This is a genomic window from Rahnella sp. PCH160, from assembly GCF_047784855.1.
Lineage (GTDB): Bacteria > Pseudomonadota > Gammaproteobacteria > Enterobacterales > Enterobacteriaceae > Rahnella.
Window position 1 is genome coordinate 4,217,342 of the sequence record NZ_JBLOGT010000001.1, and the last position, 12,514, is coordinate 4,229,855.

14 protein-coding genes and 1 pseudogene are annotated in these 12,514 nt (G+C 47.7%); 6 read left to right on the top strand and 9 right to left on the bottom strand.

What is annotated here, in order from left to right; all coding sequences use genetic code 11:
• Position 1: 1 nt before the first annotated feature.
• Positions 2–823: a 23S rRNA (guanine(745)-N(1))-methyltransferase gene (gene rlmA, locus ACM5QY_RS19575; RefSeq protein WP_416122312.1), complete on the bottom strand. Its 822-nt coding sequence runs from the start codon at positions 821–823 to the stop codon at positions 2–4.
• A gap of 147 nt (positions 824–970) precedes the next feature.
• Between rlmA and pgeF the strand changes: the two genes are divergently transcribed.
• On the top strand, positions 971–1,672 hold the full coding sequence (gene pgeF, locus ACM5QY_RS19580) for a peptidoglycan editing factor PgeF (protein WP_416122313.1): 702 nt from the start codon (positions 971–973) through the stop codon (positions 1,670–1,672).
• A 72-nt stretch (positions 1,673–1,744) separates the two neighbouring features.
• Here the strand turns inward: pgeF and cspE are convergent, their stop codons facing one another.
• The 3 genes from cspE to ACM5QY_RS19595 form a co-directional block, all read right to left on the bottom strand.
• Positions 1,745–1,954 carry a transcription antiterminator/RNA stability regulator CspE gene (gene cspE / locus ACM5QY_RS19585; RefSeq protein ID WP_002221949.1) on the bottom strand — a complete coding sequence of 70 codons (210 nt, stop codon included), beginning with the start codon at positions 1,952–1,954 and terminating at the stop codon, positions 1,745–1,747.
• A gap of 41 nt (positions 1,955–1,995) precedes the next feature.
• Complete coding sequence (locus tag ACM5QY_RS19590) at positions 1,996–2,112, bottom strand: DUF2627 domain-containing protein (RefSeq protein ID WP_072158134.1); 117 nt, start codon at positions 2,110–2,112, stop codon at positions 1,996–1,998.
• Between the two features lie 1,129 nt (positions 2,113–3,241).
• Complete coding sequence (locus tag ACM5QY_RS19595; protein WP_416122937.1) at positions 3,242–4,231, bottom strand: MBL fold metallo-hydrolase; 990 nt, start codon at positions 4,229–4,231, stop codon at positions 3,242–3,244.
• 173 nt (positions 4,232–4,404) lie between these two features.
• Between ACM5QY_RS19595 and ACM5QY_RS19600 the strand changes: the two genes are divergently transcribed.
• Positions 4,405–4,695 (top strand): hypothetical protein, encoded by a 291-nt coding sequence (locus ACM5QY_RS19600; protein WP_416122314.1) that lies wholly within the window; start codon positions 4,405–4,407, stop codon positions 4,693–4,695.
• 60 nt (positions 4,696–4,755) lie between these two features.
• On the opposite strand, the gene ACM5QY_RS19605 is transcribed toward ACM5QY_RS19600, so the two are convergent.
• From ACM5QY_RS19605 to mgrB, 4 genes are all read right to left on the bottom strand, one after another.
• On the bottom strand, positions 4,756–4,992 hold the full coding sequence (locus ACM5QY_RS19605) for a DUF4060 family protein (RefSeq protein ID WP_104922655.1): 237 nt from the start codon (positions 4,990–4,992) through the stop codon (positions 4,756–4,758).
• Positions 4,993–5,127: 135 nt separating this feature from the next.
• Complete coding sequence (locus ACM5QY_RS19610; protein ID WP_416122315.1) at positions 5,128–5,430, bottom strand: phage protein NinX family protein; 303 nt, start codon at positions 5,428–5,430, stop codon at positions 5,128–5,130.
• Between the two features lie 114 nt (positions 5,431–5,544).
• Positions 5,545–5,817: a YebO family protein gene (locus ACM5QY_RS19615; protein ID WP_416122316.1), complete on the bottom strand. Its 273-nt coding sequence runs from the start codon at positions 5,815–5,817 to the stop codon at positions 5,545–5,547.
• Positions 5,818–5,955: 138 nt separating this feature from the next.
• Positions 5,956–6,078 carry a PhoP/PhoQ regulatory lipoprotein MgrB gene (gene mgrB, locus ACM5QY_RS19620; protein ID WP_463366391.1) on the bottom strand — a complete coding sequence of 41 codons (123 nt, stop codon included), beginning with the start codon at positions 6,076–6,078 and terminating at the stop codon, positions 5,956–5,958.
• Between the two features lie 807 nt (positions 6,079–6,885).
• Between mgrB and ACM5QY_RS19625 the strand changes: the two are divergent.
• A pseudogene (locus ACM5QY_RS19625) lies at positions 6,886–9,587 on the top strand (autotransporter outer membrane beta-barrel domain-containing protein).
• Between the two features lie 188 nt (positions 9,588–9,775).
• The gene (locus ACM5QY_RS19630) at positions 9,776–10,012 is read left to right on the top strand and encodes a YobH family protein (RefSeq protein WP_416122317.1); all 237 of its coding nucleotides are present in this window, start codon (positions 9,776–9,778) and stop codon (positions 10,010–10,012) included.
• Between the two features lie 51 nt (positions 10,013–10,063).
• On the opposite strand, the gene ACM5QY_RS19635 is transcribed toward ACM5QY_RS19630, so the two are convergent.
• A complete protein-coding gene (locus ACM5QY_RS19635; RefSeq protein WP_104922661.1) occupies positions 10,064–10,309 on the bottom strand; it encodes a DUF2766 family protein in 246 nt (81 codons plus the stop codon).
• Positions 10,310–10,511: 202 nt separating this feature from the next.
• Between ACM5QY_RS19635 and ACM5QY_RS19640 the strand changes: the two genes are divergently transcribed.
• Positions 10,512–10,703, top strand: coding sequence for a YdfD/YebW family protein (locus ACM5QY_RS19640; RefSeq protein WP_416122318.1), 192 nt, complete (start codon positions 10,512–10,514; stop codon positions 10,701–10,703).
• Between the two features lie 128 nt (positions 10,704–10,831).
• Positions 10,832–12,472 (top strand): ABC transporter substrate-binding protein, encoded by a 1,641-nt coding sequence (locus tag ACM5QY_RS19645; RefSeq protein ID WP_416122319.1) that lies wholly within the window; start codon positions 10,832–10,834, stop codon positions 12,470–12,472.
• Positions 12,473–12,514 lie beyond the last annotated feature (42 nt).

Consider the following 12,514-nt stretch of genomic DNA (forward strand, 5'->3'; position numbering starts at 1 on the left):
ATTAATCAGACTTCCGCTGGTAGAGTCTGATCACAAAATCAGTCTCACATTCGAATGCAGATTGAGATTTTAAATTCGCCATTACCTCTTCCGTCGCCCGCCATGCAAAAGGCGTCATTTGCAGCAAATCAAACGCCTCAGTGCCTGACAGGCGCATGTCATAAGCCAGCGTTTCTGTGCTGACGCGCTCAAAACCTTCCAGCTGTTCATCGAGCTCAGCGTGCAGCTGAACATCCTGATAAATCATGCCCTTGAGCTGATATAAATGACGTGGTCCGGGGGCGACAGTCAGTATCAAACCTCCGGATTTGACTGCACGGAAAAGCTCCTGAGCTTTACACGGCGCATAGATGCGGACCACGGCGTCCAGCGAGTTGTCGGCGAACGGCAGGCGATGGCTGGAGGCGACGCAAAAAGACGCGTTGTGATAGCGTTTAGCCGCATAACGGATAGCCACTTTCGCCACGTCCAGCCCGAAGATACTCATTTTGCGACATTGAGCTAAACGCTCTGCCAGCGCAGTGGTGTAATACCCTTCCCCGCAGCCAATATCCAGCAACGTTTCTGCGGTTTCCGGCAGCACATTATCCAGAATATCCGCTAAGCGGTCACGCAGCGGCTGGTAATGTCCGGCATCGAGAAACGCACGGCGTGACACCATCATTTCGGTGCTGTCCCCCGGTTGCTTCGAACGCTTATGCTGCACAGGCATCAGATTGACGTAGCCTTCTTTTGCATTATCAAACTGATGATTAGCGGCACATCGCCATTGCTGGCCGGTCAGCTCTAGCGGCTGGAAACAAAGTGGACATTGATAAGTCATGCGGGAAACCTGCAAGGAAGTCTGAAAGGGCGAAAATTCGCAACAGGGGTAAGTCTAAAGAAGGCGTACAGTTGTTGCAACTGCTGGAAAGTCCGGTTCAAAGACGGCTACAATGAGGCGATAAAATTTTTCTAACCGAGAAACGAGATGAGTGACTACTCAGCTTTACTCAGTTCTGTCCCCGGTATTTTGCATGGATTCGGCGACAAAGAACATTTGCTCCCCGCCCACCTGCAAGCTTATGAAGCCACCCGTCCTGAAAAGAAACAAGTTCACGGCACACGTATTGTGAATGTCATACAGCCCGGACAAAACTGCGGTGAGGCGGATGGGTTTATTACGTCAACACCGGGAATTCTGCTGGCGGTTTTCACGGCTGACTGCCTGCCGGTTATTTTCTGCCATAAAGATGGCAAGGAAGTTGCGGCGATACATGCAGGCTGGCGAGGGCTCATCGACGGTATTCTTGAAAAAATGGCTGAGCGGATTAATCATAGCGGCGATACGGCAAACTGGTTTGCGTCGATTGGTCCGGCAGCAGGAAACTGCTGTTATGAAGTAAGCCAGGAGCTGGTTGATGATTTCCTGCAACGTCTCGGTTTGCCCCCCTCTCTGATTTCGCCCCGCCACCGCCATCTTGATCTGGCGGCGATTGCGCGCGCCAAACTTCATGCTCTGGGCTTTGCGGGCGTTGACCAGGCGGGAAGTTGCACTATTTGTACTGAAGCGCCTGCCGGAAACGGGTTCAAATACACCAGCTTTCGTCGCAACAGCCACCAGCGGGCAAAAGACCCGACGCATCAGGGGATCAGGGGCCGCAACCAGCAATCCGGCATTATTATCCTGTGATCCTGAACAACGCCGGATTAACAGGCACAAAAAAACCCGCGCATGGCGGGTTTTTTAACAGCTAAGCGCTGCTTAGATTGCAGTTACGTTAACTGCTGACGGGCCTTTCTGGCCGTCCTGGATTTCGAACTCTACGTTCTGGCCTTCAGCCAGAGTTTTGAAGCCGTTACCCTGGATTGCAGAGAAGTGTACGAACACGTCTTTGCTGCCGTCAGCAGGAGTAATGAAACCGAAACCTTTAGACTCGTTGAACCACTTAACTTGACCTTTGATCTTTGCCATCTTGAGTATTTCCTTTGGATTGTTTTAACCGCCCGAGGGCGTTACATAGACAAACTAGAGTCGTTACTGCTTGAGGCACTAAGATAAGAATCGGCAGAGAAGCGGTATTCAACGTGAACGTCTTTACTCAGAACTTCTATACTGAAAATGCCACACATATACAGAACTGTACCTCGTTTTACCCAGATGCGTTATCACATACTCTGAATTCGATGGCAAGCCATTTTTAATCAGTGATGGACATGTCGCACATATTTGAGCCGGTTAAAGGCACTTCGTGTTCAGTTATGCTGAAATATGTTGATAGACATGCTTTTTTCTGCTTTGCAGTTTTACCTGCATATCAAACAAAACAATAACGACCTGTTTCGATTATTGATCATTTAATGCAGAACAGTAAGCGTAAAACTCATCTTTATTTGAATTTTTATTGCGGCGCATATAGCAAACTGTTTCCGGAAGCTGCGATTCTGCGTGACAGTTCGGCACCTGCCTGCAGGCAACACTCGGGAGATAGCCTGTCTGGCGGGCGAGTTGAACACTTGTCCGACAGAACGGGCACACTGGCGGGGGCATACTCGGACATTATGACTGGTTATGCAATAATCAATTACGCCATAGACGGATAAAATGGTGCAAAACAAAGGCGGAGAAAGGAATAAATGCACCTAAACCGTGCGCCTTTATCACCGCTGGTTAATACATCGACACGCTGCCACCAGAGCGAATTCAATTTCATACCGAAGCATATATATACATCGTTTTCTGCCCCCTCCCTCTTTTTGACATTATAATGAATTAAAGTTTGCGACTTGGTTAAATCGGCATAACAGTTAATAAACATCAGACGCAGACTTATTCAAATATTAAATATCGTTATAAAAAATAAATATTAAATACCGTGATCTGAATCCCATCTTAGATTTATCCATCACAAATATGCGTCACATAGCCCGATTCAATCCTTCGCGAGAAAAAGCGGCGACTGCAACTTGCTGCCTGTTGCCCGCCCCGCACTGTAGTGCCGTATAATCCACTGTATAACCTGTAAAAATTGCGCTTAACGCTAAAAACAACGCGTTTCGGATGCTTCGTCACACCATTATTCTGAGAAGAGATGCCACTTCAATTGAAGAACGAATCTGCATCGGGATGGTAATTAACATCTTCTTAACCCCTTTGATTTGTAGGCCTTATGAAGAAAGAAACACTTTAATTGATAATACTTCTCATTTAATGGTGAAAATATTTTCTTTTCACCTCTGTTTGCCCCCCGAAAAATGAAATTCAGCCTTTAGATATGCTTGCGCCTATTTTTAATGGTTTAAATTCCATTTCCGGCCAATCACTTTGACTTACAGCCTGCGATAATTCCCGCAGAGGCTCATCAAGTGATTCATCTGCTAATTCGAAAACACCCCAGTGTATGGGCACCGCTTTATGACAACGCAATTCTTTGAACACGTCGACAGCTTGCTGAGGATCCATGTGCTGCGCGCTCATGAACCATCTTGGTGCATAAGCGCCAACCGGGATCGCAGCAAAATCAAACGGGCCCAGCCGTTGTCCGATTTTTTCAAACTGGTTGCTGTAACCGCTATCACCTGAAAAGTAGAACTTTAACGAAGGGTGACTCACCACCCAGCCACACCACAGCGAGCGGTTGCGATCCCACAACGTACGCATACTCCAGTGGCGCGCTGGCACAGCTGAGATTGTCAGATCACCAAACGGACGATCTTCCCACCAGTCCAGTTCCTCAACATACTTTGCGCCGCGCCGCGTCAGCCAGGGTTTCATTCCCAGCGGCACCATAAACTGCACGTCAGGGAAGCGCCGCAACAGACGGCGAACAGTCGCGCTATCCAGATGGTCGTAGTGATTATGCGAAAACAGAACAACGTCGATTTCAGGCAATTTATCGACAGGCGCAGCAACGGGCGTTTTCCTTCTCGGGCCATAGAAACTCAGTGGCGAAGCACGGTCGGAAAGCGCCGGATCGGTCAGAATGTAACGCCCGTCCACACGAAGCAGCAGGCAAGCATGGCCTAAAAACCATAACCGGTCATCAGTTCCACTGAAATCAGCCGCCTGCCACCACTGGCTGACAAAATGTTCATACCCTTTTTCCGGGGGAACCGGCAATCCCTGCTCTTTGCGTTCTTTTCTCCAGCGCTTAAGGTCACCCTCTTGCCGGTCTTGTGTTTCGGCATTCGTGAAACCCTCGGGCGTATGGTGAGCTTTTGAAGGATCATAATACGGATTTTTACCAGGCATAAGGCTCCCGTGAAATGGCGGTTCAGGTCTGCAATATTGAATAATTAGCATACTTGCGGGGTACGCCACAGACAGAAAGTGCAAAATAATGTGGCAAATGAACGCTCAGCAGGCATTAAGAAAATCTTAATAACTCTGTGTTGTACTGAGGATGTTCTGAATGGAGACGCTTTATGACAATGAACACAACAAAAAAACGCACGTCGTTTACTGCACGACTGACTCACATTATGCAGATCCAGACACAGTATGGACGCCTGTGGCTGCGCTCCCGCTTTCGCCGCCTCACGCTGCCACCGGCACTGAAATTGATCATTCTGGCGTTTGCCGGACTCCTGGTGCTGGCAATCACGGGCACATTGCTGCTGATGATGGATCTCATTTCCCTGATGCTCAGGCTTGTCAAACGCCCCTTCCCGCGCGGCGGTTTAAATCAGACCCGCCTGTCAACCAAGACGGTATAAAGAAAAACCGTGCCGGAAACTCCGGCACGGTTTTACGTTTGTGACCTGTCGCCCTGCTTATCAGGCAGGCATACCACAAAGTTTAGTCAGATTTCTTGCACCGATCATGAGAGTTGCCACATAGGATTGTCTTCGGGTCACGACTTCGACCGCAACACGCGCATCTTTGTATTTAATGAGGTAGGTAGAAGGCCAGCCCTGACGACGTTTGCCGTAGGCTTTTTCATGACTGTCGATAGCTGCATGAGCAACCACAAGATGGGAAAGATTTTTATCACCTTTAATGATGCGCTTCATAATGGACTCCGCCTTAGACACAACTGTCAAAATGAGGAAACATTAATCACTTGATACGCATCGCTTTATGCGACGCTTATTCGAATCACTTCTCTGCAAAACCTTGTCACAATCTGAGTATCTCTGCGCTTTTACTTATGCGCAAGTTTTACTAAGCAGGAAACATACCATTGCTGCACGAAGAGGCCGCTTGCTCTGCGACTGCCACTGACCGTTCGGGCTGCTAATTTCAGCCAGCCAGAGAGGGTCACTCTGTAACTCTTTAAAATTTATGCTAATTCTGTTGGCGCAAATAATCGGCCACGCATCAGAGGGATTGTTGCAATAATCTTTGCCTTTCATGCCGCCATAGGGATACCACTTCTCGGGCTCCTCTCCGGTCAGTAAAGCAATGTTGTGGTTTACTTCGCTGTCGTTTTCTTCAGACCATTTGATCATCTGTTCTTCCATCCTGCAGGGCACATGCGTGGAGACTACCGGAAGATTAAGACATTTTTGTGAATGAAAAGCCTAAATGAAAAACCCGCCTAACGGCGGGTTAACAAAACGGAATTATCGTTCAGGAATAAATCCGCGCAGGCTGAGAGCAGAATCATCTTCTGCCTCAACGGAGGGCACAGCGCCTCTTGCCTGTGCAGCCAGAACCTTGAGCAACTCGGTTTGCTGGCGTTGCTGCTCAGCTATCTCATGCAACAAAGCGATTTGCTCATTCGCCCTGACGCTGGCGCGGCTGACGAAAAACCACACCAGAAGAAATAACAGCGCTGAGAGTGCACACAGCACCAATGAAGCCAGGCTGTTTTGGCCCATTGCGAAATCAAACATTGACGACCCTACCACTGAATGTTCAGAGCCGTCATCTTACCATCCCCGGCAGGCCAGGGAAGCCATTCGCAAAAAAACAGGGTCATCTTAACTGCTGGTGAATCACGGGAGTCAGCAAAACCGTCAGAGCGGTATCACTCAGAAAGGAATAAAGGAGGTGACCGAACAAACGCCAAGGTCAAAGTTTCCGCCCTGATCGCAATAGCTGTTGAGAGCAAGCAGGTACAAACCGATACAGATGAGCAGGAAAAGGACGAACATCACGATCCTCCTGACGCTGAAAACAGGCTTTTTCAATTTGATGGCAGGTCTCTTTTGGTTTAAAAAGCGTCGATCAGGGCTCAAAGGTATAGTCCAAACATAGCAGAACAGAAACCCATAGTACGACGTAAATCTTAAACAGCGATATAACGAAGTCTCGCCTTTGAGACTCGGCATTGTGCGCAATTATCACTTACAGAAATCATACATGACAATGCATAATCCTTATCAATAAATACCTCTCCGCACCGGTTGATCTGCATCAAACAAATAAACATTTCCTGCGTACCACCTCCCCATTTTACTACACAAAAAAGTTTCCTATAAATAAACCCGTTTAACAAACGTATTTCACGGTTGCGGAAATAAAACCTCTTGATAATGCATCCGTATTAAATTGAATATCCTTTGCATTTTACTAAAACAAACTCACTCATTACGGAGGAGGCCCCTCCCCCTTGTGGTAATTGCCTCATGTTCTCGCAGAGCACCGCTGCCACAAGGCCTCTCTGATGTAACCCGGAATGAGCTTGCAATTGCAATTAAAAGGGTTTTATTCAGAAACCATAAAGAAAGATATTATTTAAAACATTCCGAATAAATTAAAAGCAGAGTTAAGAATAGAGGGAATTCATTCACTTTTATTTCAATTTCGCCTGAACTTATTTATTGAATAACACCATATATTAAAATATCATCCCGCCGTCGAACAGTTCTTCTGTCTCTTCGGTAATATAAATCAAAGCATAGTGACTGGAATTATTTCAGTTGATTCATGCTGACTATTTTTTGTTGAGGGATTAATAAATGCATGCATGGAATAAAAAGTTCTTCGTTTCTAAAATAGCGCTGGCCTGCGCTGTTGCAGTAACAGCACCTGCGGCGATGTCAGCTGACATCTCCGGCACCGTATACGATACCTTCTATCACGACTCCACTTTAACCAGTCATATCGGCTATCGTGGTTATGTTGATAATGATGGCGCAAACAACGGTTATGTTGGCGGAGACATCTACTCTTCTATCAATAATGCTGTCGTTAACGGCGTTCTTTCTACCTACTATCTGGGCTTTAATAACGGCACTAACAATACGCTGAACATTACGAACACCACCGTGAACGGAATGATCACTTCTGAGTGCATGACAACTGACTGTGGCGATGCACGTAATGATTATGACCAGTCTCCTTTGCAGCTGAATATTGATAATTCTACTATCAATGACACTTACGAACATTTTGATTATGACGTAACTGATGCAAATAAAGTCCGTGACCATGACAACCTTAGCACCTACGATATGGGCGTTGCGGTTACGTTGGATCAGGAAAGTAATATTCTTATCCAGAACAACTCTCACGTTGCCGGTATTGCGCTGTCACAAGGCTATCAGTGGGTAGATACTGATGTTAACAACGGTAATACTTTTGATAATACCCTGACAGTGAATGATTCGGTACTGACTTCAGGCTCATACACTGAATTAGAAACCACTGGTTTCTACGGGCAGTCAGACAAACCAAGTGACTACGGTAATATTAGTGCTTCGGGCACCGCAGCTGACGATATCGCACTTTCCGTAATTGCGAACTCTGCCGCTGATAACTCAATGAAAACAACAGCTGTTTTCAATAATTCAACAATCTCCGGCGACGTCTATTTCGAAAGCAGCTTTGATCATAATTACTATGTTGGCGGTCACGACAACAACGGCGATGGCGTACTTGACACCAACGGCTGGGATGATACCGACGAACTTAACCTGACCCTGGATAATGGCAGTAAATGGGTAGGCGCAGCGATCTCTAACGTTCAGGCAGACTCAGGTTTGTACGACCGTAGCACTAATAGCATCTGGCCTGGTTCAGTATTCAATACTACAACAGGTTATCTGAGTGGTGATCAGATCTATCAGAGCGGTCTGTTCAATGTTGCTCTGAACAATGGTTCTGAGTGGGATACTACTAAAGATTCCAACATTGATAATCTGACAGTGAACAACCGGTCACAAGTTAACGTTGTTGAGTCTGGTTTGCTTGCAGACAATATCTCTCTGACTAATGCATCAAGCCTCAAAATTGCTGCCCACGGTGACGTTTATACAGATGCTCTGAACCTGAACTCCGGCAGCGTTGCTTCCCTGACTGAAGAAACCGCTTCTCTGTACGCGAACACCATTACTGTAGGTAACGGTTCTCAGCTGAACTTAGGCGCAGGTCAGGTTGATACTCACAACATGGTGCTGACTGATGACGGTACCTTCAACGTTGGCAGCCGTGAGTATGTTCTGAACTCCGACATGAATAACGCCCGCGACAAAACGGCTGCGGATTACGTTTACGACCGCGGTACTATCGGTATGAATTCTGATGGCCACCTGGCGGTTAACGGCGTGACTAACGGTAACTATCAGGTTCGTATCGATAACGCGACTGGCGAAGGCCGTGTTGCCGATTACCAGAACAAAGAGCTGATCCGCACTTACGGTGGCAATGCAGCCTTCACTCACGCGAATACCGCAGATCTGGGTGCTTATAAGTATCAGGCAGAACAAGTTGGCGATACCGTCGTTCTGGCTAAACAAGGCATCACATCTACCGCTAACGCGGCGCTGAGCCTGCCTTCTTCTAATGCTGCAACCTGGCACATGGAGCAGGATACTCTGAGCAACCGTATGGACAGCTCGCGTCACACCCAGGGTGATGACAAAGGCGGTGTATGGGTTAACTACTTTGGCGGTCAGCAAAACGGCGACAATGGCGTTGTTGATTACGATCAGGACGTTAACGGCATCATGGTCGGTTTGGATAAAGTCACTGAAGGTGGCGGCGATCGTCAATGGCTGGTCGGTATGGCAGCCAGCTTCGCGAAATCCAGCCTGTCTATGGATAATGCAGATGCAGACACTGACAGCCAGTCAGCACGCGTTTACTCAAGCCTGGACTTCAAAAATGGCGTATTCATTGATTCGTCTCTGAGCTACAGCCACTTCAACAACTCCACTGACAGTACCATGAGCAACGGTCAGCAAGTGTCTGGTGATAATTCCACCGACGCATGGGGCTTCGGTCTGAAAGCCGGTTATGACTGGAAATTCGCACCGCAGGCTTACCTGACACCTTACGCTAGCATCACTGGCGTATTCATCGGTGATGACGACTACAGCATGAGCAACAACATGCGCGTCAGCGATCAGGCTTATGACAGCATGCGTTACGAACTGGGTACCAACATCGGTTACACCTTCGATCTGGGTGCCGATCAGGCGATCAGGCTATCAGCCCTTACGCAACACTGGCATATGTCTATGAAGATGCGAACAACGATGCAGATATCAACGGTGACCGTATCGATAACGGCATCGACGGTTCAGCAGTTCGCGTTGGTTTAGGCGGTCAGTTCGATATGAGCAAAAACTTCACCATGTATGCAGGTGCTAACTACCTGGGCGGCAGCGATGTTGACCAGCCGTGGGCTGCAAACGTGGGTATGAAATACCGCTGGTAATTTTTGCCCGCTCTGTGTCCAAGACAGAGTTTTGTCATCGATTGGCCCCTTTTCAGGGGCCAATTTTTTTGCATTCAACCCGATCGCCACGATTCAGAATAGGCTGGAATGACATTTACTTAGAAATAACTTCTACTAGTCTTATCAAGATCCTGAAGCGTCAGGATGAACATGAGGGAGTATTTGGGATGAGTACGATTAAAACGATTATTGTATTGGCCGTTATTTACGCCATTTTTCTTTTTTCCGGATACGGTGTGACTGTCGGCAGCAGTGAAAACGCAGCGGGCCTTGGCCTGAAGTGTCAGTATCTGACCGCTCGCGGGATTGTCAGCTCGCAATATATTCATTCTGACAGCGGCGTGATTGGTGTAGCTAATTGCCCGATCTTCAAGCAGGTCGGCGAAGTGGTTGATACTAAGTAGAGAAAAGCTTGCCTTGTTATGCCCACCCCGACGGCGGGCATAACAAAAGCATCAGCTGTCGTGTCGGGTGAATTTCAACTCAATGAGCGAAATAGCCTTTTCGATAGCGCGCTTAGTGACCGGATCGGCTCCGGCGGGATGTTTACTAAAATCAATGCTTTTCAACTGGTGAGACATTTTCTCGCGCACTTCGGCTGGCGCAATAATTTCAATCACATCCAGAATCTGTTTGATGACCAGCTGGCATGCCACCAGATCAGATTCAATTTCCTGTTCTCTGTTTAAAGAATCGGACATCAGATACTCCTCCCACAAAAAGCCATTCAAAAAAATTATGGTTGCGAGAATATCACGCACTCAGATGAAATTCTCTATCCTCTCTTTTCGGGCTTTTTACATCGCCAGAACTGGAGAGAGAAGCAGCAAAAAAATCCCGCCTTATGTCGTTACCAGGACATTCCTTCTATGCTTAATCAGATGTCAGCAAAGGAGGAACCCGATGTTTGCACTCGTTTTGACCCTCTGTTATCTCGGCGGAGGATGTGAAGATTTAGTCGTGGATGTCTTTAACACAAAGGCACAATGTACTGCCGCCATGCGCCAGCAAGGTTTACGTCAGGCTGACTGTTATCCCCTCGAAGATTTTATTGATGGTTACTGGGTCCCTGCTCATGAGAATGCCGGTTATTAAGCGTCTGTGTCCGCTTTCACAACCCGGTGAGAAAATGTTTCATAAAGATTGCTAAAGTGTCAGAAGAGCGGTATGAATACCCTGTTACTCATTGATATTTAACCATATTAACAGGGCAGGAAATGGCAATGACGATACGTAAAACTTATGGCTGCTTTAAGAAACTTCCCCTCGCAGTCCTTCTTTCCAGTGCCTTTCTGGCACCTTTTGCCAGTCACGCCGCGACCGTTCCCGCGGGTGTTGAACTGGCCGCAAAACAGGAAATCGTGCGTAATAACGGGAGTGAACCCGCCTCCCTCGATCCTCATAAAGTGGAAAGTGATGTTGAATTTAATATTCTGAGTGATCTGTTTGCAGGCCTGATTACCATTGATAACAAAGGCGATGCGCAACCTTCACTGGCGGGTAACTGGGAAACTAAAGATCAGAAAACCTGGGTTTTCCATTTACGCCCCGGCATTGTCTGGTCTGATGGTTCAGCAATTACCGCTCAGGATGTCGTTTTCAGCTGGCGTCGTTTGATTGACCCTAAAACTGCCTCACCTTACGAAAGCTATCTGGGCAGCATGCACGTCCTTAATGCCAACGATATCATCGCGGGTAAAAAAACGGCTGACCAGTTAGGCATCAAAGCACTGGATAAAAATACGCTGGAAATTACACTCGACCAGCCGCTTTCTTACTTCCTGGGTATGCTCGCGCACCCTTCTCTTTCTCCAATCAGTCAGGCCGATGTCGAAAAATTCGGTGATAAATGGACTCAGCCCGGGAATCTCACCAGCAGCGGTCCTTTTAAACTGGAGACCTGGACGGTGAACGAACGTATTACCGCAACCCGCAATGATAAGTATTGGGATAACGCACATACCGTCATCAACAAAGTGACCTACCTGCCGATTGCCTCCGGCACGGCGGATGTTAACCGCTACAAAGCCGGTGAAATTGATATCACCAATACTATTCCGTCCCCGCTGTTTGCCTCGCTGAAAAAAGAGCTGGGTTCGCAGGTTCATGTCAGCCCTTATCTTGCAGTTTATTACTACGCGATGAACACGCAAAAGCCGCCATTTAACGATGTACGTGTGCGCAAAGCGCTGAATCTGGCGATTGATAAATCAATTATCGCCGATAAAGTGCTGGGTCAGGGGCAAACGCCCGCCTGGCATCTGACACCAGATAACACCGGCGGTTTTACGTTTGCCAAACCTAAAGAAGCAAGCCTGACGCAGGATCAGCGCAATGAAGAAGCCAAAAAATTGCTGAAGGAAGCCGGTTTTGGCCCCGATCATCCGCTGAAATTCAACCTGCTGTATAACACGTCAGAAGCGCATCAGCGTATCGCTATTGCGGCGGCGTCTATGTGGAAAAAGAATCTGGGCGTGGATGCCGTTTTGCAGAATCAGGAATGGAAAACCATGCTCGATACCATGCATCAGGGCACCTATGAAGTCGTCCGTTACGCCTGGATTGCGGATTACAACGAGCCGTCAACGTTCCTGAATACACTGCGTACCGGCAACAGCGAAAATACGCCTAAATTTGCCAATGCCACTTATGATCAGGCGCTGAATGATGCACTAAAAGCGACGGATAAAGCGGATGTCGGAAAAGCCTATCAGCAGGCAGAACAGGTTCTGACGGAACAGTCGCCGGTGATCCCGTTGTATCACTACGTGAGCACCCGTCTGGTGAAACCTTACGTCGGCGGTTTCAACGACAGCCTGCTCAACTACATCTACACCAAAGATTTGTACGTCATTAAGCACTAACGCGTTGCGGTAATACGTTGTACTTATTCCCTTCCGGCCAGC

What these genes read in the sequence shown, in the direction of transcription:
- rlmA (WP_416122312.1), bottom strand. Translation starts at nt 823, where the DNA reads ATGACTTATCAATGTCCACTTTGTTTCCAGCCGCTAGAGCTGACCGGC.
- pgeF (WP_416122313.1), top strand. Translation starts at nt 971, where the DNA reads ATGAGTGACTACTCAGCTTTACTCAGTTCTGTCCCCGGTATTTTGCAT.
- cspE (WP_002221949.1), bottom strand. Translation starts at nt 1,954, where the DNA reads ATGGCAAAGATCAAAGGTCAAGTTAAGTGGTTCAACGAGTCTAAAGGT.
- ACM5QY_RS19590 (WP_072158134.1), bottom strand. Translation starts at nt 2,112, where the DNA reads ATGTGTGGCATTTTCAGTATAGAAGTTCTGAGTAAAGACGTTCACGTT.
- ACM5QY_RS19595 (WP_416122937.1), bottom strand. Translation starts at nt 4,231, where the DNA reads ATGCCTGGTAAAAATCCGTATTATGATCCTTCAAAAGCTCACCATACG.
- ACM5QY_RS19600 (WP_416122314.1), top strand. Translation starts at nt 4,405, where the DNA reads ATGACAATGAACACAACAAAAAAACGCACGTCGTTTACTGCACGACTG.
- ACM5QY_RS19605 (WP_104922655.1), bottom strand. Translation starts at nt 4,992, where the DNA reads ATGAAGCGCATCATTAAAGGTGATAAAAATCTTTCCCATCTTGTGGTT.
- ACM5QY_RS19610 (WP_416122315.1), bottom strand. Translation starts at nt 5,430, where the DNA reads ATGATCAAATGGTCTGAAGAAAACGACAGCGAAGTAAACCACAACATT.
- ACM5QY_RS19615 (WP_416122316.1), bottom strand. Translation starts at nt 5,817, where the DNA reads ATGTTTGATTTCGCAATGGGCCAAAACAGCCTGGCTTCATTGGTGCTG.
- mgrB (WP_463366391.1), bottom strand. Translation starts at nt 6,078, where the DNA reads ATGTTCGTCCTTTTCCTGCTCATCTGTATCGGTTTGTACCTGCTTGCT.
- ACM5QY_RS19630 (WP_416122317.1), top strand. Translation starts at nt 9,776, where the DNA reads ATGAGTACGATTAAAACGATTATTGTATTGGCCGTTATTTACGCCATT.
- ACM5QY_RS19635 (WP_104922661.1), bottom strand. Translation starts at nt 10,309, where the DNA reads ATGTCCGATTCTTTAAACAGAGAACAGGAAATTGAATCTGATCTGGTG.
- ACM5QY_RS19640 (WP_416122318.1), top strand. Translation starts at nt 10,512, where the DNA reads ATGTTTGCACTCGTTTTGACCCTCTGTTATCTCGGCGGAGGATGTGAA.
- ACM5QY_RS19645 (WP_416122319.1), top strand. Translation starts at nt 10,832, where the DNA reads ATGACGATACGTAAAACTTATGGCTGCTTTAAGAAACTTCCCCTCGCA.